Consider the following 17,164-nt stretch of genomic DNA (forward strand, 5'->3'; position numbering starts at 1 on the left):
TCAATTTAATTTTTATTGTTGCAACGATACAACATAACTAGACAGTGCGGTATCAATAGCCAAAATTCTCTCTTTTGGCGCGACTTAATACTGATCCGATTCAGAGCTATGGGCATAACGTGCATTGTAGCTGAGGTCATAACGATCCAATACGTGCATCGCACGGTACTGAGAGAGATTAAAGGATTGCCACGACCGTTTCTTGGCAAGTTCCCGCTTTCTTTCAAATAGATAATTTTCGATTTGTCCGGCAACGGTATCATCCTTTGCACTAAGGAGCACAGTCATTGTCGGAATGGCATCGTCGGAAAGTGTTGCCAGATAGTTGACATCAATTTTCCCGGTCTGCTCATATCTGTCGATGTTCCATTTGGTAATCAGTACATCAATATTCATGTAGTTGATGATTACCAGAGCAGCGATCGCGGCAAGCAGATAAAATTTATAGAGCCGTAAATTTTCTTTCCAGATGCGGCAAAGCGTTACGATAAAGAGACCAAATAGGAAGATCATAAACGCGTGGGTAAGCACACGAAGATATGTGTAGCCGTACATCTGCTCATAGAGGAACATACGAACAAACGCGGAAAGCAGCATAACCAAGGTGCAGAAGACAAGCAATGATTCTAATAGCTGCATCGCTTTATTGATCGCTTTGCCGCCTTTTTTTGTGCAAGAGACGATCACCAGTAAAATACTAAAATTAATCAATGTGACAACAACCAACTCGAAGAATCCCCTGCGTGCGTACTCAGCATAAGTGAATTCAGCAGGCAGCGCGAACGAGAAACTGCCGAATAAATAAGAAAACTGGATCAGCGTGAATAACACGTAGATGGCATTGATCAAACTCAGAATGGTCACAGCAATCACATGATCCACGCGATTGTTCACGGTCATCGGTTCACTCATTTTCCAAAAAGGGGCTGAAGTTGTTTTCGGCTTCATTAAGCTCCAGATATAACTGAACGATAGCAGAGCTATAATCGCAGCAAACAGTGTTCTCGGAACAATGGTGTCCAGATTAATCGTGACAAATAAATTTGGGATTCTGTCAACAAGATAGCTGAACACTTGGTCCGCTGATGCAAGCAGTGAAATGATCAAAATAAGCAGCGGCACCGCCACGAGCACTCCAATAATCACTTTTAAAAACGTACTGTCTTTCCTTATACCCACTCTTGCTGTAGCCTGCTTGATCACAACGCGAAAAGGCAGAGCAATGAACGCAAATGGACGATAAAAGAAGCCTAGAAAAAGATCGCCGATAAATTTTATGGAATACCATTTTTCATTGGCTCTCCTTGTAGTCAATGTCGTTTGCATGACAATGAGCACAGGAATCGCCATAAAATTCAGTGCATAAAAAATAAGATTAGAAAAAACGAAATACGATAGCGATAACAAGAAAATCGGGATCAGCAATAACCATCCGAAATCTACTTTTACATGCAGCTCGTCGCGCGCATTCCATAAAAATACGCAATAAAATGCAATAACAAAGATCGGATAGGATATGCCTGGAAATTGATCGAAGAACAAAACATTGGCTAGAATTCCGAGCAAAACGGTACATAACAAAAGCATGCTGCTCCGATTATGTACAAACAGACGATTGCTGCTGTTTTTCACTTTGTATGTCGTTGATAAATCTACCATACTGAATCACTCCTTTACAAAACTCACTTTTTATCTTCGTCCTCAAAAGCCAGCAAATCTCCTGGCTGGCAGTCAAGCGCCTTGCAAATCGCTTCAAGTGTTGAAAAACGGATCGCCTTCGCCTTATTGTTTTTCAGAATGGAGAGATTGGCCGGTGTAATCTGCACTCTCGCTGCCAGTTCAGAGGCGCTCATTTTCTTTTTCGCCATAACAACATCTAGATTCACAACAATAGCCATCTCGCACCTCTATATCGTTAAGTCATTTTCTTCTTTGACCATCACAGCCTGGTGGAAAACTTCAGAAAGGATAATGGAAAAAAAGCCCGTAATAATAAACACCATAGCGAGAACAATCGTTAAAAAGGAATTGAAACAAACCACTTTCACAAGATAAGCGATTGAAATAAGAAAAGATGCGATCGCTATTCTTTTTAAACTGTTCACATTATCCATCATGAATGGATTGCGTCTGTTCAGTGTTTTGAAGATTCTTCTGATTTCGTACACAATCTGCAAGGCAAAGAAACCTGTCACATACAGAAAAATGAGTAGAAACCAATAATTTCTGCTTGTTTCTTCGTACAACTGGCTCATGTACCACTTTACTGACCATGGTAAACTTAGAAAAATTCCGATTCCGCCAATAAAGAGTAAATCAAGCATGCGTTTGACAAGGCCTGAGAGCCCTTTTTCATCAAGAATGATCATTCTCGCTCACCTCTGATTTAATTTCCAAAGTGATTATACCATATCATTTATTGAAAAACAGTATTTATTTATCGTTTTTCGATATATTTTTGTTGTTTATTGATGTATAAAAACTCATATGACAACAAGAGCGCTTATCAAATATATAGTAAAAAAAGACATTCATCCTGTTAAGAACAAGATGAATGCCCCCAAAAAAACTTCAAAGGAATATCCGCCCCTTTTTTGCATTCTGCTTGATTTGGACAAAGAAAGGGGTGTAAAATATATTTGCGAAAGCGCTAACATTTAATTTCTTAGGAGTGTGATTTTTATGGTTATCATCGGTATTTTCGGCTCAGTTTGCGTTGCCATTCCGGTTATTGCCGCTGTCATTTGGGATCGTTATCACACAAAAGTTCAACAATGAAGGATGCTAAACGCATCATTAGAATACTAAAAAAAAATTAATCGCTCATGTCTTCCACTCGTGGACATGAGCTTCTTCTTTATTGATCTTATTCAATTAACCAATCAATAACTATAGACTTTGATTTTAATCTTTTTTCTTCCCCAGGTAATGGCTTGTTTTCGCGTTTTAAAATGAACATCGATGATTTTCCCTTTAATACGTCCGCCTACATCCCTCGCGATCGCGGTTCCATAACCCGGTACATAAACCTTTGATCCAAGCGGAATGACACGCGGATCAACGGCAATTGCCTTTGCTTTCGGATTTGTTCTATAATCAAATCCAGTTGCTGTACGTCCAAGTTCACAATAAGAAGTTGCGCTGACTGTTATGTTTTTATATTTACTTTTCGCTGTTGCAGAGTTTTCTGGAAGGCCTGAGAATAACACAGTAATCACGGCGAGTAACAAAATGATCTTTTTCATATTATCGACATCCTTTGTTTTCCGTCTGACTACAATTTACCAATTTTATATAACAGCCATGTATCATAACTGTTCTTGTTTGATTACAACAGCATGACAAGTTGATTGCGCGTTGCATTATTCATTCATGGTACAAAACCGATAAAAGATTATGAATTTGATGAAGGAGGCATTCAATTTGGCAAAGCAGCAATACATTTACGTCCTTAAACTCATTCCTTATTTCATGGATGACAACAATTGGACCATCAAAGAAGAAGAAATCATCAATCGCCACTTTACCAGACTGCAATGTATGCTTTCGGATGGCCGGTTAATTCTGCCGGAAGAACATTAGAAAAAACCTTTGGACTTGTCATATTTGAAGCAGAATCTGAGGTAGAGGCTCGAAGACTGATGAACGATGATCCGGCAGTTACTGAGGGCATGATGACCGCCGAACTCTTTCCTTATCATGTCGCATTGATCAGAGGCGAAAAACAAGCGGACTGACCTCTCTAAATGTCGGCCAATGAACATTTTTCAGTGTCAGAAAAACAGGCATTCCCCCATATACTATCCTGAACAAATCTGTGCAGGGGGCCTTCGAATGTTAGATGAATTGCAGAAATTGGTGGGCAAAACGTTTAAGCCCCATGAGCTTGATGACCTTTGCGCCAAAATCACCGGGGGGCAGAAGGAGTTTAGGAGGTTATACTGGGAAGATATTGTCGGGCTTGAGAACATGTCTTACCCAACCAAATTAGGTGTCACCTATGTGGTTGAATTTAATTTATATAAAGATGAAGGGGAATATGACAGTATAATAGAGGTTTGGGAAGTTAATGAACTTGATCGGAATGCACACAACAGAAACTTTGACAAATTATATCTGATTCTTATTGCAGTACTTATTTTTGCAGTCTCTATCTATTATTTGTTTTCCTTTTTTCATTGATGTGAATGCTTGACTTATGATCAGAGTTTACCGCTTTTGTCATTCACGAAAATAATTTACATAAATCCTCGGAAAACAAGTAAAAAAAGTCCCGAATTCTTGCGTTCGACTCGATGCTTGGTTCATAATGATAGTGTCTGAAGAGCGATTGTAAAAAGAAACCTGAAATCTTCCGATAAAGTATATATGAGGTGCGGCCATGAATGCCGCCATTAAGCACGTGAATTACGATTTGGGGGTCTTTAAAATTCAACTGGAACCAACGCGAGTCGTGAGGCTTCCTTTTGTCACCAATCTGAAACAGGGACAATTGATTCAGGATGGATCGAAGAATCGCGACAGTTTATATCCGTACACAGTACACGAAGGCGAGCATGTCTTCCCGAAAACGTTCGCATTGGATAGTCTTAATGTAAACATTACTGATTTCATCGGTATAAAACACTTTCCTGTGTGGATCATTGAACCGCGCAATCTCTTTATTGAAGGTGACCGCGTCATTATACAGACAACCGATCATCGCCTATTCGCTGGGAAGTCTAAACTGCTTACGAATCAATCACTCATCCTCAGGAATAATGAGGATGTCAATTGTGAAGTGCTGGATTTCTCGTCCATTCATTTCATCGGACGCTTTGCGCGCGGAATCAGTATGATATGATTGGAAACCGTATATTTGGCTGTAAAACAACAATAAGCCCTATTTGGGGCTTATTGTTGTTTTCTATTCCGATTACGCCAAAGTATGGCTAAACCATGTTTCATTAGTTTTCAAAATGGATGGATTGATTTCGAACAAAATCATAGGTCTTGATTGTCTTTGCATCAAGATCTTCGTGAAAAAGGTTCACTGCTGTTATCTGCCGATTATCATACCCGTGATAATAAAAAGTTCCGGATTCAGCGCACATCGCGGACGTATAAATCGTCACATCTTCAAGACCTTCAGGTGTAACAACAGCTCCTTTTGGAAGATCACAGGTCGATAAAATGTGAAAAAGTCCAGTAATCCCATCTTGTTCTGTATCAATATTGGTAATGTTATTTTTCCAGTATGCAGCGCGAACAAAACGTGATGGAGGTGTAAAGTCTCCTGGAAGACCGACCGAACCTGAACCTTGGCTGAACGCCGATAAATCAAGATTCTCCCATCGCACAGGTTCAAACTGACGCGGACGCAATCCGATAAATTGTCTTAAATAAGTCAGATGCCATGGAAAGTCGGGACTGTTGGTCATGACACCAACAGGATTGTCATAGATTTTAATCCCCTTATCAATAGGTTCAACAACAATACTCTTTCCGGTTTTATCGGATAAGATCCAGTGTAGCGGAGGAGTGACTTGCAACGCTGCCAATGGGAACTCAACCAAAGAAACATTTGCGAGTGCATCTTTGACTTCCTCGATACTGCCATAGCGGGACAGACTCCAAAACACAAAATCATGCGGAGCAACCGCTTCTTTTCCATCAGTTGCGTGATCGCTGTAATCTGCAAACCCAGGCAGATATAGCGTTGCGCATGTCAGACCCGCTTCGTTTATGCCGTCCGCATATACCACGAGGTCCTGATCTACCGATGCCATGCCAACAATTCCATACTTTGTTTTGATTAAATCATCGGAAGCTGCAGAACGCCATGAATAATTTCGTGGAACGATTGTGACTGCCTGTCCAAGATCAATCGCAAAATCCATCGTTCGTCCAAAAAGATGATGTCCGTCTGCTGTTTCCAATGTCAGGCTTGTACACATGCCGGATTCCCCCTCATCATGCCCCGACTGAAGCCGGAAGCTGAGTTTTCCTCAGTATAGCATAACTTCCGGGCAACTTAATGCAGTCCGCCACTTTTCACAGCTTCAGTCAATCTCCATATTCTTAAGCTGGTTGATGATTGGGATCAGTGCGCCATTCTCCTGCTCAAAATAGCCGTGCATCGGGTCAACACCCTGTGAAAGCCGTTCAAGAACAGTTGGAATTGTAAAATCCTCTATACGCAGCAAATCATTGACTTCATGCCAGAATAATGGCGCTGCGACCGTCGCTCCTTCTTTGCCTCTTGGTGAATACGGACAGATGAGCGTTTTTCCTTCTGCATGCTGCACATAATCAACGTAGAGCCGGCCGCCGCGATTCTTTTTCAGCCGTTCAATAGTAAAAGCGTCTGGGAACTGTTGCACCAGAAGTCGAGCGATTGATGAAGTAAAAAGCCTGGTGTCCGCATAGCTAAGCCCCAGTTTTGCAATTGGAATGTGAATCTGAATACCTCTGCTTCCCGACAGTTTCGGGAAACTGACAATTGAGAGCCGATCAAATACAGCCTTTATTTCTCTTGCAGCTTTAATAGCGAGGGAGAAGGCCGACCGATCTGGGGGATCAAGATCGAAAACAATCTCAACTGGTCGGTCCGATCCGATTCTTCCAAAGGGAACATGGTACTCAATTGCTAGCTGATTGCCAAGCCAGAGTAATGTAAGTAAATCATCACACACAATATAGCGTGTATTGTCCTCCTCGACTGTGTGAATGTATTCAGGCGCGTAATCCGGACAATTTTTTTGAAAAAATGATTCTCCTAGAACCCCGTGAGGAAAACGAATGGTTGTTAATGCCCTGCCGGATAGGAATGGGAGCATAAAGGGAGCAACCAATTTCAAATAATCGATCAGCTGCTCTTTATTAATCGGCGGATTGATCCAAATCGGTTTTTCTGGGTGAGTGATCTGTAGTTTCTTATCAATGGTTAGTGGGGCTGCTGTTGTCATGATTTCACTGCCTCGATTCTACATTGTTTTGGATCCAGATGAACGAATGCCTGAATACTCGGCTGTCTTAACACATGACCTTCAGTCCACTCGCTGAACGCCACTTTTACAGTCAAAACCGGTTTCAGCCATTGTGCCGTTTTGACTCGTTCAGGTTTGTTCAGAAACGGCCTTTCTTCACTTTTCAACGAATCGGCAATTTGGGTGATTGCTCCCCAATCCTCATCAGTCAGCTTGCCCGTGCCCGCATGACCAATATAGACCAATTCTCCATGCTGATTATAAAGTCCAAGTAGCAAAGCGTTTACTCGGTCTGCACGATAGGTTACACCACCGATGACGGCAATCAAATCCTCGATCTTTTTTATTTTCTTCCAATTTCCGTTTTTACCGTTAATTAGGTAAGGGCTATCCACTTTTTTGGATATAATCCCTTCCAGCTTTTGTTTCTTGGCACTCTCAAACAGCGCCTTGCCATCTCCAAAAAATGGGACGACTTGAATCTTGTCATTGCCTTGTGCCAGTTGTTTAAGCCGATGGGCACGTTCGATGAATGGATGATCATTAATCCACTCGCCGTTACAGTAAAGCAAATCAAAAATCATATAAAAAATGGGTACGGTAGTCACTAATGCGCGAGCCCGTTCACTATTTCGAATGCCATCCCGCTTCATCACTTCATGGAAGGAAGGTTTCCCATCGGTGTCCAGTGCAATGACCTCACCATCAATGATAAATGATTCCGCTTTATAGGCGGAGGCGTCAGCCAGTTCAGGAAAAATTAATGTGCGTTCATTTTTCTTTCGATTGTAAAGCCGGACCTCTTTCCCATCGCAGTAGGTCAGTACCCGGACGCCGTCCCATTTGATCTGATGTACCCATTCTGATCCTTCGGGAATTACTTTTTCCTGTACCGGTTCAAATGGCACAATCGGCTGGAGTTCCATTACTCAGACCGTCTTCTTGCTGCGCGCAGCCGTTTTTCTTCTTGGTTTCGGCTTGGCTTCTTTTACGCTCGCTTCCAGAGCAGAGAGCAAATCCACCACATTTTGTTGCGGCGCTTTACCTTTCTTCCGTTCGGTGGGCATTCCTGCGACTTTGTCTTCGATCAATTTCTCAAGTTTCAGACGATAGTTATCCTTATACTGATCCGGTTTAAATTCGGTTGTCAGCTGGTCAATCAATTGATTTGCGATATCCATTTCCTTCGGTGCATTATTGACCGAAAGATCGCCGAGACCAGGCACTTCATTCATGCTTCGCACTTCATCCGGATAATATAACGTCTCCAGCAACATGCCGTTCTCAAAGCTTCTGATAGCGGCTAGGTGCTGCTTGGAACGGATAATGATATTGGCGATCCCGATTCTGTCCGAATCTTGAATCGCTTGCTTTAGTAGAGAAAATGCACGTAAACCGTTGCCGCTGTCAGGTCCGATAAAATAAGACTTCTCATAATAAATGGGGTCAATTTCGCTTAGTTTGACAAAATTGATGATTTCAATGTGTTTATCTACATCTTCTTGAAGCTCATTCATTTCCTGTTCACTGATTGGCACAAACTGATCCGGTGCGTATTCATAGCCTTTGATAATGTCTTCGTTTCCAACCGCTTTGCCGCATTTCGAACAGGTACGTGTGTAATTGATCGGCGACATGCAATCCTTATGCAGCATCCTTAAGCGGACATCCTTATTTTCTGTGGCTGTGTATAGCTTGATCGGTATATAGACAAGTCCGAACTGTATCGAGCCCTTCCACATTGTTCGCATGGCGTTCACCTCGAAGTTAGTATGCACGCATCTCCTTGGACTATTAAAAACGAAAAAAAGCCGCTTCGTAAAGACACGAAGCGGAACAAAAAAGGATGTTGCATATCAGAAACAGAAGGCAAGTCATATTATATAACTTGGATTTATTCATCCACAAGTATTTTGATTCGTTTTCATTTATTTTATGGCTTAAGGGATCTAATCTATTGTGTATTGAATCTGCCTTGCTTCTTTTATTCTTTCTTAGCTAAAAAAAAGCCTCCTCGCAAATGATGCAAGGAGACGGATGGAAAAGGATCTTGCTGTCAGAAACAGAAGGTAATTCATATTATACAACTAGGTTTAATTAGATTTCAAGAGTTCTTTAATTTTTTTCAAAAAAATAAAAAAAAGTCCTTGAAACAAGGACCTAAAAGGGGGGTTATTGCTTTCACGAGTTACAAGTTTAGCATAACAGAGAAAAAACAATTTTTCTATATATTTTTGAAAATATTTTATTATAATAATGTTTTTTCTTTATTAATTTTCGATTGCAACATTTCCTTCATTTTCAGTCAAAAATTTTGCGTCTTCTACAGCCTTCAAAGCTTGTTTCGCATCATGAACTACTTTCACTAAATCAACCCCTTGCTGTAATGCCGCAAACACACACCCGCAGTAACATTGTCTGTAAACATCGTATTCTTTGCACATCTCAATCGAACGCTGATAGCCGCCTCTCTTTTTGAAGTCGGCAGGAAGGTAAGGAAAATCATCGGTTTTCTGAAGCATTAATCCGATTTGATTGATCACCTGACTGTTCTTATGAGGACTGATCGTCAGTGCTGTTGCGAAATAGTCGAAATTCAGTTCCTTCGCTTTCTTTGCAGCCAAATCCAAGCGCATTTCAAAGCATACACTGCATCGTTTTCCGCACTCCGGTTCTTTTTCCAACCCTTTCGTCTTCGCAAAATAATCTAGTGGCAGGTAAGGGGCCGCAAGAAACGCTACATGATTGCCGGTACGTTCATTAAAATCGTTGATGAACTTCTCCTGTACATACTTTCTGCGCTCGTACTCCACCTTAGGATGAATGTTGGAATTAGTAAAATAAATAGTAATATCTGCGCGTTGAGAAAGAAATTCCAGCACGTAGGTACTGCATGGCGCGCAACAACTGTGAATTAGAATTTTCGGGCGCTCACCATTCTTTTTCCATGCGTCAATCATTTTTCGCAAAACATCATCATAGTTTATTTTTTGATTCGGTTGTAATTTGCTCAATATTTCTTCAGCATTGATCAACAATTTTTTAAACCTCTTTACTTTTGAGGAGTCTGTCCAAATTTGAACACCCTCTTGAAACGCATTTTCTTTGATTGTATCAAGCTTAAAAAAACTGAGCAATGGCGAACCATCACCATAATGCAATCAAAAGACAGATCACAACGACCCAGAATGGAATGCAAATCATCATTGCCCACAGTGCGCCTTTAAAAAAGTTCCCTTCCATGAGACCACCTCATTTTGTCATTTCACCGGTCTTTTCCGGTTGTGGGACAGGGTTTGATATTCGGCAGTATGTCCATTCATCCGTGTATAGATACTGTCTTTGACTATTTCAGAATCCAAAAAAGGCATTTTGGCTCGTTCATTTCCCCATTCAATTCGTTCTGAATAAACATAATATGTATCATCAGGCAAAAGAGTTAAAGATGTCTGATAACCGCCATATGAGTGCCCCTCCTCATCACTCCCTTACGAAGCGGTGCGTTCCGCAATAAAAAGAGAACCGGACTGGATATCCGGTTCTCTTTTTTGTACCTATAGAATTAATTTTTTAAATTATAGGACTTGGAAAATGCTTCAACAGGTACACCCGCAAAGTTGTAATAGGTAACATGAACTTTATTCTGCTCCTCATTATGTTCAAAAATCACATAGGTACCTTCTTGATAATTTCGAGGAAGCCGCAAGCTCCCAGGATTAATCACAATCATGCCTTCTTCTTCAAAGGTTCCCGCATAGTGGGTGTGCCCGAAGCAAACCACATCTGCCTTTTCCTCAAGTCCGCGATAACAGAGCCGGGCAGGTGACTGACGAACACCCAGAAGATGCCCATGAACGACTAGAAATTTCAGATTTTCGAACTTTTCTATGCGCTCATTAGGGTATGTACCCGGATAGTCGCAATTTCCTTCCACTGAAAGAAATCCTTCCATTTCCTGACGATCTGACTGCAGCTCAGAGTCTCCGCAATGGATCATAAAATCTAATTGCCCCTTGTAGCGTTCCTTAAGTTCCAGTAATTCATTTGTAAAGCCATGCGAATCGCTGACAATAAGGCCTTTCATCAGCCTTCACCTACCCAGCTCGTCCATTTATCCTGTAACTGCCGAAGAGCGCGTGCGCGATGGCTAATCAAATTTTTTTCTTCTTCACCCATTTGAGCAAATGTCAGATTCTTGTCTGGTATCAGAAAAACCGGATCATAGCCAAAGCCATCATCGCCTCGCCGTTCATTCGTAATTTGTCCGTCGCAGCGTCCTTCAGCAAAATGTGTCGGGTGATTCGGCCTGCTAATGGCCAACACGCAGACAAAGTGAGCGGTTCGCTCATCAGCCTGAACGGACTCCAGTTTACTTAGCAGCAGATCAATGTTGTGTTCACTGTTCTTATCCGGTCCCGCATAACGCGCGGAATAGATGCCCGGCTCACCGTTAAGCGCATCAACGCATAAGCCGGAATCGTCGGCAAGCGTGATCATGCCTGTCTGTTTCGCCAGTGTTTCGGCTTTCAGTGCCGCATTTTCACGAAAAGTTGTGCCTGTTTCTGGAACATCAGTATCAATTCCCATATCTTTCAAAGAGAAAACTTCCGCGCCAAAATCCGCCAACAAGGTCTTAAACTCCTTGATTTTTCCAGAGTTATTGGAAGCAATTAAAACCTTAGTCACTTGCTCGTTCCCACCTTTTGCTCTGTGAATAAATCGCCAAGAACTGCTTTCTCGGCTTCAATCAGCTGATGAATACCCTTCTTTGCTAAACTTAACAAGGTCGCCAATTCTTTCTCACTGAATGTTGCTTCCTCACCGGTGCCTTGGATCTCAATGTATTCATCCTGACCATTCATCACAATATTCATATCTACATTGGTTGTAGAGTCTTCTTTATAGCACAGATCAAGAATCGGTCCATAAATCGGATGGACACCAACTGAAGTAGCAGCAAGATAAGACTTAATCGGCAGTTTACTGATCTGCTTATGTTCCAGTGCACGCTTAAAGGCAAGAACCATAGCGACAAATGCACCTGTAATGGACGCTGTGCGCGTCCCTCCATCCGCTTGGATAACGTCACAGTCGATCCAGATTGTCCGCTCACCTACGTCTTCGAGTTTAACCACTGAGCGAAGTGCGCGACCAATCAGCCGCTGAATTTCCATTGTCCGTCCGGTCACCTTTCCCTTTGACGACTCGCGAATGTTCCGCTCCGGAGTCGCACGCGGCAGCATCGAATATTCTGCTGTGATCCAGCCTTTTTTCTGACCGCGCATAAAGGGCGGCACTCGATCTTCGATACTCGCATTGCAGATGACTTTCGTCCTGCCGATCGTAATTAGGACAGATCCTTCAGGATGTATAATAAAATCCGGCTGTATTTGAACAGACCTCAGTTCATCACTTGCTCTGCCATCTGGTCTCATTGTTCCATTAGCCTCCGTGTCACAGTTATTTAGAATAAAATATCAAAAAGAGGAGCCTTTTTGCTCCTCTTACTATACCATATTTCGCTTTTTTAAATCATAAACCAGTGGCATCCACCATTTCACGGGAAACGGGACCAGTCAACGTTTTCCCGGACTCCAACGTCATTTTTGTGGAAGTCCCTACCCTGATTGACACTTTTTGAATGGTCGGCTCCCCCGTTAAGGTCAGGACAAGACTGCGGACCACCTGGTCATTAATCGTTTTCGCTTTTTTGTTATCATAAATCGCGTCATTAAAATGCAGATAAACGGTCCCATTCTTAATCTGCGGCTTTCCAATCAACTGGATGTTCGGATTAAATGGTGAGATCAGGTCGCTTGTCGCCGGCTCATGCACCAGTGCATTGACTAAACTCGTCACACGATCGACACTCCCGTCTGCCCGAACAGTGACCGGTACATCGTATGTTTTTCCCTTGTTGGCAGCCATATAGTATACAGTTAATGGTTCACTGCCGGTAAAATCCGCAATATCGCCGACTACTTGATTGATGCCATCCGCGCGTGTCAGCGTTCTTCCCACTTCATTCTTGCTTGAAGGCCACATGTCGAGCGGCTTGCCATCGACACTGATGGTTACCGTTTTTACCGATTGAAACTGAGTCAAGGTCCAGACAATCGATTGGACAACCTGGTTTTGATTACTTGCAGGTGTATCCAATAATTCTTTTGAAAAGTCGGCGGTCAAATTGCCTCGTTGGTCGGTAGTCACATTCCTTACTTCTGTTCCTGGAGGAAGTGTCGCTTGAAAACCGTTTGGTAATAGATTGGAGACTGGACCATCTTCAACCAAATAATCCAAGACTTGCTTTACGGATGTATTTGTATTCGGAAGACCTACCATCTGCGGTGCGACAAAACCATTCGCGTCAATTAAGTACAACACTTTTTCCGTGTATTGCTGATGCTTAGCGGTTTTGGCAAGATCCACTTTGCTGTTCACATACTTTACACTGTCCGGTTCACGGTCAGCCATGCTGCCGCAGCCGGATAGAAGTGCCATTGATAACACTAGCGATGCGCCGGTTACAATGATCGATGTTCGACGATACATGGTGTACCCTCCTTGATCCCTATAGGTTGTACTACCATGTATACGAGCTATCCATTCGAATAGACCTTTCTTATGGAAAAAGTTGTTTATTCCATATCAATACGAACCGTCCGTACCTCAGGCTTATAACCGAGCAACTGCCCCCCGATTGCTTCCATCATTTGTGCTGATCCCGTTGTATAAAACTGATGCACAGGCTGGCTGCGGTCTTTTCTCGTTAAATTCTTATGATAAAGCACGGTACTCACTTCTAGCGCGGTCTCCTCACCGGAATCAATCAACTTTATGGCCGAACCCATTGCTTTCTGAATTAACGGGCGCAAAATCGGATAATGCGTACAACCTAAAATCAAGGTATCCATTTGCGCATCCGATTTCAATATATTTAACCGTTCAGCAACCGTCTGATAAGCCTCCGGACTGCTGAAATTATTGGCTTCAACAAGCGGAACAAACTCAGGGCAGGCAAGACTATTTATGACGCTTTCATTATTGATATCGAGAAGTGCCTGCTGATACGCATTACTTTTTATCGTGCCGAATGTGCCGATGACACCAATGTGGTAAGAGCGGCTAACCTTCAGTGCGGACCGTGCTCCAGGGCGGATAACACCAATTACGGGAATATTAAGTTCTTTTTTTATTTGCTCATAGGCAGCTGCAGTCGCCGTGTTGCAGGCAATCACCAGCATCTTAATCGAATGATGTTTGAGCAGGTACCGAATCATTTGCCATGTATAGCTGCGCACTTCCTCAACTGGCCGAGGACCATAGGGACAGCGCTGATTATCGCCAAGATATACTATTTTTTCTTTCGGTAATTGTCTCATGATTTCTCGGGCAACGGTTAAACCGCCGACACCGGAATCAATAACACCTATTGGTTGATTCAAGAAAGTTCGCCTCATTCACTATGTTTCTCGCTGCCATTGATCGAGACATTTGTGAAACCACAAGTCATTTCTCTGTCTAATTATGAAAGTCTTCAAAATGCCTTTACCATCTTATCACAATCATTGATTCTGAGTGAGAACAATGGAAAAGCAGACATGATCTTCGCAATGGCAGATAAGCGACACTTCAGGAATTCTATTTTATTAGCGTATGATGGACCCATGTTTTTTGACTTTTTATAAACAGTAAGAAAATTTTGTCACATCATGGTATACTCAATTTAATGAGTATAAAGTCCTGTTTTTCGCATAACATCACCGCTTATTCATACGGGAGGAACGTAAATGTTACGGTTTAAAAAAAATACGCAAAACACAATTGATACATCCGAACAATCTACTGAAAAAGGAGAATCCATCGGCAGAATTCAGGTCGCCGCCGATCAATTAAAAGGCATTGTAGAACAGCTGAAGCATGCTGCCGATGCCTTGAGTGTGACATCCAGTTCAAGCCAGTCTAGTGTCTCGGAATTTAAAGTGCATACAGGCCGTACGGCTGACGATACATCGCAAGTAAATGAACAAATGCAGCGGATCCAGAACTCCGCACAAAAAATTCTATCCATTGTCACTGGTGTTCAAAAGGATAGCGAACAGACCTATCAAGATCTTATCCTATCCTTAAAGGCTGTTGATACATTGGAAAAAACAATGAATGCAATTCTGAATGGTCACCGCGAATTAATCAGCCAAATGAATGAGCTTGTCGAGCATTCAAAAAAATCGATCAAGTCTTTAAATTGATTGGATCGATTTCGGAGGAGACAAATATACTTTCGCTTAATGCCGCGATCGAAGCCGCAAGAGCCGGTGAAGCGGGTAAAGGTTTTTCCGTTGTTGCTACTGAAATACGCAAGCTGTCCGGCGAAACGCAGAAAGCAGTGCAAGACACGAAAGAAACAACTCAACTCATCCAAAAAGAAATCAAGAAATCGACAGAACGGGTGAACAAGGAAACTATTGAAATAGATAATGGCTCTCAGAACCTCAAGAACATTCTTGCTCATCTTGACACTTTTCGGGCTAAGCTGGAAACGATCATGCTCGGAAGCAAGGAATCAGCAGCTGCCGTCAATGAACAAACAACAAGTATATCTGCCATATCGGAACTGATCAACCAAATCTCAGCCATGACTCAGACAAATCAGGCACTTGCCGAAACCGTTGACCAAGATGTCGCCAACCAATTCGAAAACATCGATCAGATGCTTTCATTAAATAAACGATTGATTGACACTTCGAACGAGCTTCAAGACTCAATCAAGCAGGACAAGCGCGCGACGATCCGGATCGATCCGGAAGTTGTTGAGCGTGTAAAACGCAATATTCTGCAGTTTGCTGATGATCATCCGCTTATTCCTTTAGAAGTGACCCGCCATAAGGGGATATTAAGCATTCTTCGCGATGAACATCCGGAACTTGAGGCAGTATTAAATCTTTCAGACGGCTCTTTCATTTTTTCCGATCCGGAAGCAGCGCTCGCGAACGCCGGTGCTCGCAAGTGGTTCCTTGAAGCCATGAAAGGAGTTCCTTATGTGTCGGACCCTTATTATTCCGCAATCACTAAGCGCCCATGTGTCACCTTGTCCTTTCCCATTATTGATGAAAACGAGGTCATTGGCGTATTCGGTGTGGACCTGACCATTCAGTAAACCAGCAAAAAACAGAGCCGAACAGATCATACATGATCCATTCGGCTCTGTTCTTTACTGATCAGCCATGTTTGACGCTTGAAATGGAGCGTACCCGATTAGCTGTGCTGAACCCTTTCGCTTCTTTTACGATATAAAGTGGACGATCTTTCGTCTCGTCATAGATTCTTCCGATGTACTCGCCTATAACCCCAAGAATGAACAGCGTGAAACCACTGAACAGCAACTGAATAACAATCAGTGATGTCCACCCTGGTACAGTGCTGGAGGTAAACAATTTAAGGGCTAGGGCAATAATCATATAAGCGAAACCAGCAATTGAGAGTAATGCCCCGCCATACGTTGCGAGCTTTAATGGCTTGTATGAGAATGATGTTAATCCATCCACTGAGAGCTTCAGCATTTTTTTCAGCGGGTACTTAGTTTCCCCGGCAAACCGTTCGTCCCGGATATATTCAATCGCTGTCTGTTTGAATCCAACCCAGCTGACGAGCCCGCGAATGAATCGGTTTTTTTCCGGAATCCGTTTCATTTCTTCACAGACGCGTCGATCAATCAATCGAAAATCTCCGGTATCCAAAGGGATATCAATTTCTGTTGACATACGCAAAGTCCGGTAAAAAAGCGATGCTGTCATTTTCTTGAAGAATGTCTCGCCTTTTCGCTCGACACGTTTGCCGTAAACGACATCATAGCCTTCCTGCCACTTCTCAATCATCTTCAGGATCAATTCCGGCGGATCCTGAAGATCTGCGTCGATAACAACGACAGCCTGACCCGAGGCATAATCCATCCCTGCGGTAATCGCAATTTGATGTCCAAAATTTCTTGAGAACTCAATCACTTTGACATTGGTGTCACCTTTGGAAATATAATTCAGCATTTCTGAGGTTCGGTCCCTACTGCCATCATTAACAAAGAGCAGTTCATAGCGCTCATAGGTCCGATCCATGACCGTTTTCAACCGTTTATAGGATTCATAAATCACTTTTTCTTCATTGTACACAGGAACAACTACAGAATATTTGGCTGTCATGGC

20 protein-coding genes are annotated in these 17,164 nt (G+C 42.5%); 5 read left to right on the forward strand and 15 right to left on the reverse strand.

Features of this window, described 5'->3' with window-relative positions:
- Window positions 1–84: 84 nt before the first annotated feature.
- The 4 genes from P343_RS20835 to P343_RS20850 all read right to left on the reverse strand — a co-directional run bounded on the left by P343_RS20835 (window position 85) and on the right by P343_RS20850 (window position 3,245).
- Entirely contained in the window at window positions 85–1,659 is a 1,575-nt protein-coding gene (locus P343_RS20835) for a DUF4153 domain-containing protein (protein WP_023508634.1), read from the reverse strand.
- Between the two features lie 23 nt (window positions 1,660–1,682).
- Complete coding sequence (locus P343_RS20840; RefSeq protein WP_023508635.1) at window positions 1,683–1,898, reverse strand: helix-turn-helix domain-containing protein; 216 nt, start codon at window positions 1,896–1,898, stop codon at window positions 1,683–1,685.
- A gap of 9 nt (window positions 1,899–1,907) precedes the next feature.
- On the reverse strand, window positions 1,908–2,369 hold the full coding sequence (locus P343_RS20845; protein ID WP_023508636.1) for a DUF2975 domain-containing protein: 462 nt from the start codon (window positions 2,367–2,369) through the stop codon (window positions 1,908–1,910).
- A gap of 513 nt (window positions 2,370–2,882) precedes the next feature.
- Complete coding sequence (locus P343_RS20850) at window positions 2,883–3,245, reverse strand: 3D domain-containing protein (protein WP_023508638.1); 363 nt, start codon at window positions 3,243–3,245, stop codon at window positions 2,883–2,885.
- Window positions 3,246–3,485: 240 nt separating this feature from the next.
- Here P343_RS20850 and P343_RS20855 point away from each other — a divergent pair, with 240 nt between their 5' ends.
- The 3 genes from P343_RS20855 to P343_RS20865 all read left to right on the forward strand — a co-directional run bounded on the left by P343_RS20855 (window position 3,486) and on the right by P343_RS20865 (window position 4,843).
- Window positions 3,486–3,737 (forward strand): YciI family protein, encoded by a 252-nt coding sequence (locus tag P343_RS20855; protein WP_236620305.1) that lies wholly within the window; start codon window positions 3,486–3,488, stop codon window positions 3,735–3,737.
- Between the two features lie 97 nt (window positions 3,738–3,834).
- The gene (locus P343_RS20860; protein ID WP_023508639.1) at window positions 3,835–4,182 is read left to right on the forward strand and encodes a hypothetical protein; all 348 of its coding nucleotides are present in this window, start codon (window positions 3,835–3,837) and stop codon (window positions 4,180–4,182) included.
- 199 nt (window positions 4,183–4,381) lie between these two features.
- Window positions 4,382–4,843 carry a hypothetical protein gene (locus P343_RS20865; protein ID WP_023508640.1) on the forward strand — a complete coding sequence of 154 codons (462 nt, stop codon included), beginning with the start codon at window positions 4,382–4,384 and terminating at the stop codon, window positions 4,841–4,843.
- Window positions 4,844–4,946: 103 nt separating this feature from the next.
- On the opposite strand, the gene bsh is transcribed toward P343_RS20865, so the two are convergent.
- From bsh to racE, 10 genes are all read right to left on the reverse strand, one after another.
- The gene (bsh, locus tag P343_RS20870; RefSeq protein ID WP_023508641.1) at window positions 4,947–5,936 is read right to left on the reverse strand and encodes a choloylglycine hydrolase; all 990 of its coding nucleotides are present in this window, start codon (window positions 5,934–5,936) and stop codon (window positions 4,947–4,949) included.
- Between the two features lie 105 nt (window positions 5,937–6,041).
- Complete coding sequence (gene ligD / locus P343_RS0118395; RefSeq protein WP_051384689.1) at window positions 6,042–6,947, reverse strand: non-homologous end-joining DNA ligase; 906 nt, start codon at window positions 6,945–6,947, stop codon at window positions 6,042–6,044.
- On the reverse strand, window positions 6,944–7,894 hold the full coding sequence (gene ligD / locus P343_RS0118400) for a non-homologous end-joining DNA ligase (RefSeq protein ID WP_031263536.1): 951 nt from the start codon (window positions 7,892–7,894) through the stop codon (window positions 6,944–6,946). The genes ligD (P343_RS0118395) and ligD (P343_RS0118400) overlap by 4 nt, the downstream gene beginning before the upstream one ends.
- Before the next feature lie 3 nt (window positions 7,895–7,897).
- Window positions 7,898–8,719 carry a non-homologous end joining protein Ku gene (gene ku / locus P343_RS20875; protein WP_023508642.1) on the reverse strand — a complete coding sequence of 274 codons (822 nt, stop codon included), beginning with the start codon at window positions 8,717–8,719 and terminating at the stop codon, window positions 7,898–7,900.
- 519 nt (window positions 8,720–9,238) lie between these two features.
- Window positions 9,239–10,003 (reverse strand): epoxyqueuosine reductase QueH, encoded by a 765-nt coding sequence (locus P343_RS20880; RefSeq protein WP_031263537.1) that lies wholly within the window; start codon window positions 10,001–10,003, stop codon window positions 9,239–9,241.
- A gap of 527 nt (window positions 10,004–10,530) precedes the next feature.
- A complete protein-coding gene (locus P343_RS20885) occupies window positions 10,531–11,052 on the reverse strand; it encodes a metallophosphoesterase family protein (protein WP_023508645.1) in 522 nt (173 codons plus the stop codon).
- On the reverse strand, window positions 11,052–11,654 hold the full coding sequence (locus P343_RS20890) for an XTP/dITP diphosphatase (RefSeq protein WP_023508646.1): 603 nt from the start codon (window positions 11,652–11,654) through the stop codon (window positions 11,052–11,054). Before P343_RS20890 ends, P343_RS20885 begins: the two co-directional genes overlap by 1 nt.
- Window positions 11,651–12,403, reverse strand: a complete 753-nt coding sequence (rph, locus tag P343_RS20895) for a ribonuclease PH (RefSeq protein WP_023508647.1) — start codon at window positions 12,401–12,403, stop codon at window positions 11,651–11,653. Before rph ends, P343_RS20890 begins: the two co-directional genes overlap by 4 nt.
- Window positions 12,404–12,500: 97 nt before the next feature.
- A complete protein-coding gene (locus P343_RS20900; RefSeq protein ID WP_023508648.1) occupies window positions 12,501–13,520 on the reverse strand; it encodes a GerMN domain-containing protein in 1,020 nt (339 codons plus the stop codon).
- Between the two features lie 86 nt (window positions 13,521–13,606).
- Window positions 13,607–14,428, reverse strand: a complete 822-nt coding sequence (gene racE, locus P343_RS20905) for a glutamate racemase (RefSeq protein ID WP_031263538.1) — start codon at window positions 14,426–14,428, stop codon at window positions 13,607–13,609.
- A 330-nt stretch (window positions 14,429–14,758) separates the two neighbouring features.
- Between racE and P343_RS36265 the strand changes: the two genes are divergently transcribed.
- Together P343_RS36265 and P343_RS20910 are read left to right on the forward strand one after the other, a co-directional pair.
- Window positions 14,759–15,217 carry a methyl-accepting chemotaxis protein gene (locus P343_RS36265; RefSeq protein WP_051384690.1) on the forward strand — a complete coding sequence of 153 codons (459 nt, stop codon included), beginning with the start codon at window positions 14,759–14,761 and terminating at the stop codon, window positions 15,215–15,217.
- Complete coding sequence (locus tag P343_RS20910) at window positions 15,214–16,125, forward strand: methyl-accepting chemotaxis protein (protein WP_051384691.1); 912 nt, start codon at window positions 15,214–15,216, stop codon at window positions 16,123–16,125. Before P343_RS36265 ends, P343_RS20910 begins: the two co-directional genes overlap by 4 nt.
- Window positions 16,126–16,186: 61 nt before the next feature.
- On the opposite strand, the gene P343_RS20915 is transcribed toward P343_RS20910, so the two are convergent.
- Window positions 16,187–17,161, reverse strand: a complete 975-nt coding sequence (locus P343_RS20915; RefSeq protein WP_023508650.1) for a glycosyltransferase family 2 protein — start codon at window positions 17,159–17,161, stop codon at window positions 16,187–16,189.
- Window positions 17,162–17,164 lie beyond the last annotated feature (3 nt).

The sequence above is a fragment of the Sporolactobacillus laevolacticus DSM 442 genome (assembly GCF_000497245.1).
GTDB classification, from domain to species: Bacteria; Bacillota; Bacilli; order Bacillales; family Sporolactobacillaceae; genus Sporolactobacillus; species Sporolactobacillus laevolacticus.

Bases quoted from the DNA above. Each gene is read 5' to 3' on its own strand.
- P343_RS20835 (WP_023508634.1), bottom strand. From the start codon at position 1,659: ATGGTAGATTTATCAACGACATACAAAGTGAAAAACAGCAGCAATCGT.
- P343_RS20840 (WP_023508635.1), bottom strand. From the start codon at position 1,898: ATGGCTATTGTTGTGAATCTAGATGTTGTTATGGCGAAAAAGAAAATG.
- P343_RS20845 (WP_023508636.1), bottom strand. From the start codon at position 2,369: ATGATCATTCTTGATGAAAAAGGGCTCTCAGGCCTTGTCAAACGCATG.
- P343_RS20850 (WP_023508638.1), bottom strand. From the start codon at position 3,245: ATGAAAAAGATCATTTTGTTACTCGCCGTGATTACTGTGTTATTCTCA.
- P343_RS20860 (WP_023508639.1), top strand. From the start codon at position 3,835: ATGTTAGATGAATTGCAGAAATTGGTGGGCAAAACGTTTAAGCCCCAT.
- P343_RS20865 (WP_023508640.1), top strand. From the start codon at position 4,382: ATGAATGCCGCCATTAAGCACGTGAATTACGATTTGGGGGTCTTTAAA.
- bsh (WP_023508641.1), bottom strand. From the start codon at position 5,936: ATGTGTACAAGCCTGACATTGGAAACAGCAGACGGACATCATCTTTTT.
- ligD (WP_051384689.1), bottom strand. From the start codon at position 6,947: ATGACAACAGCAGCCCCACTAACCATTGATAAGAAACTACAGATCACT.
- ligD (WP_031263536.1), bottom strand. From the start codon at position 7,894: ATGGAACTCCAGCCGATTGTGCCATTTGAACCGGTACAGGAAAAAGTA.
- ku (WP_023508642.1), bottom strand. From the start codon at position 8,719: ATGCGAACAATGTGGAAGGGCTCGATACAGTTCGGACTTGTCTATATA.
- P343_RS20885 (WP_023508645.1), bottom strand. From the start codon at position 11,052: ATGAAAGGCCTTATTGTCAGCGATTCGCATGGCTTTACAAATGAATTA.
- rph (WP_023508647.1), bottom strand. From the start codon at position 12,403: ATGAGACCAGATGGCAGAGCAAGTGATGAACTGAGGTCTGTTCAAATA.
- P343_RS20900 (WP_023508648.1), bottom strand. From the start codon at position 13,520: ATGTATCGTCGAACATCGATCATTGTAACCGGCGCATCGCTAGTGTTA.
- racE (WP_031263538.1), bottom strand. From the start codon at position 14,428: ATGAGGCGAACTTTCTTGAATCAACCAATAGGTGTTATTGATTCCGGT.
- P343_RS36265 (WP_051384690.1), top strand. From the start codon at position 14,759: ATGTTACGGTTTAAAAAAAATACGCAAAACACAATTGATACATCCGAA.
- P343_RS20915 (WP_023508650.1), bottom strand. From the start codon at position 17,161: ATGACAGCCAAATATTCTGTAGTTGTTCCTGTGTACAATGAAGAAAAA.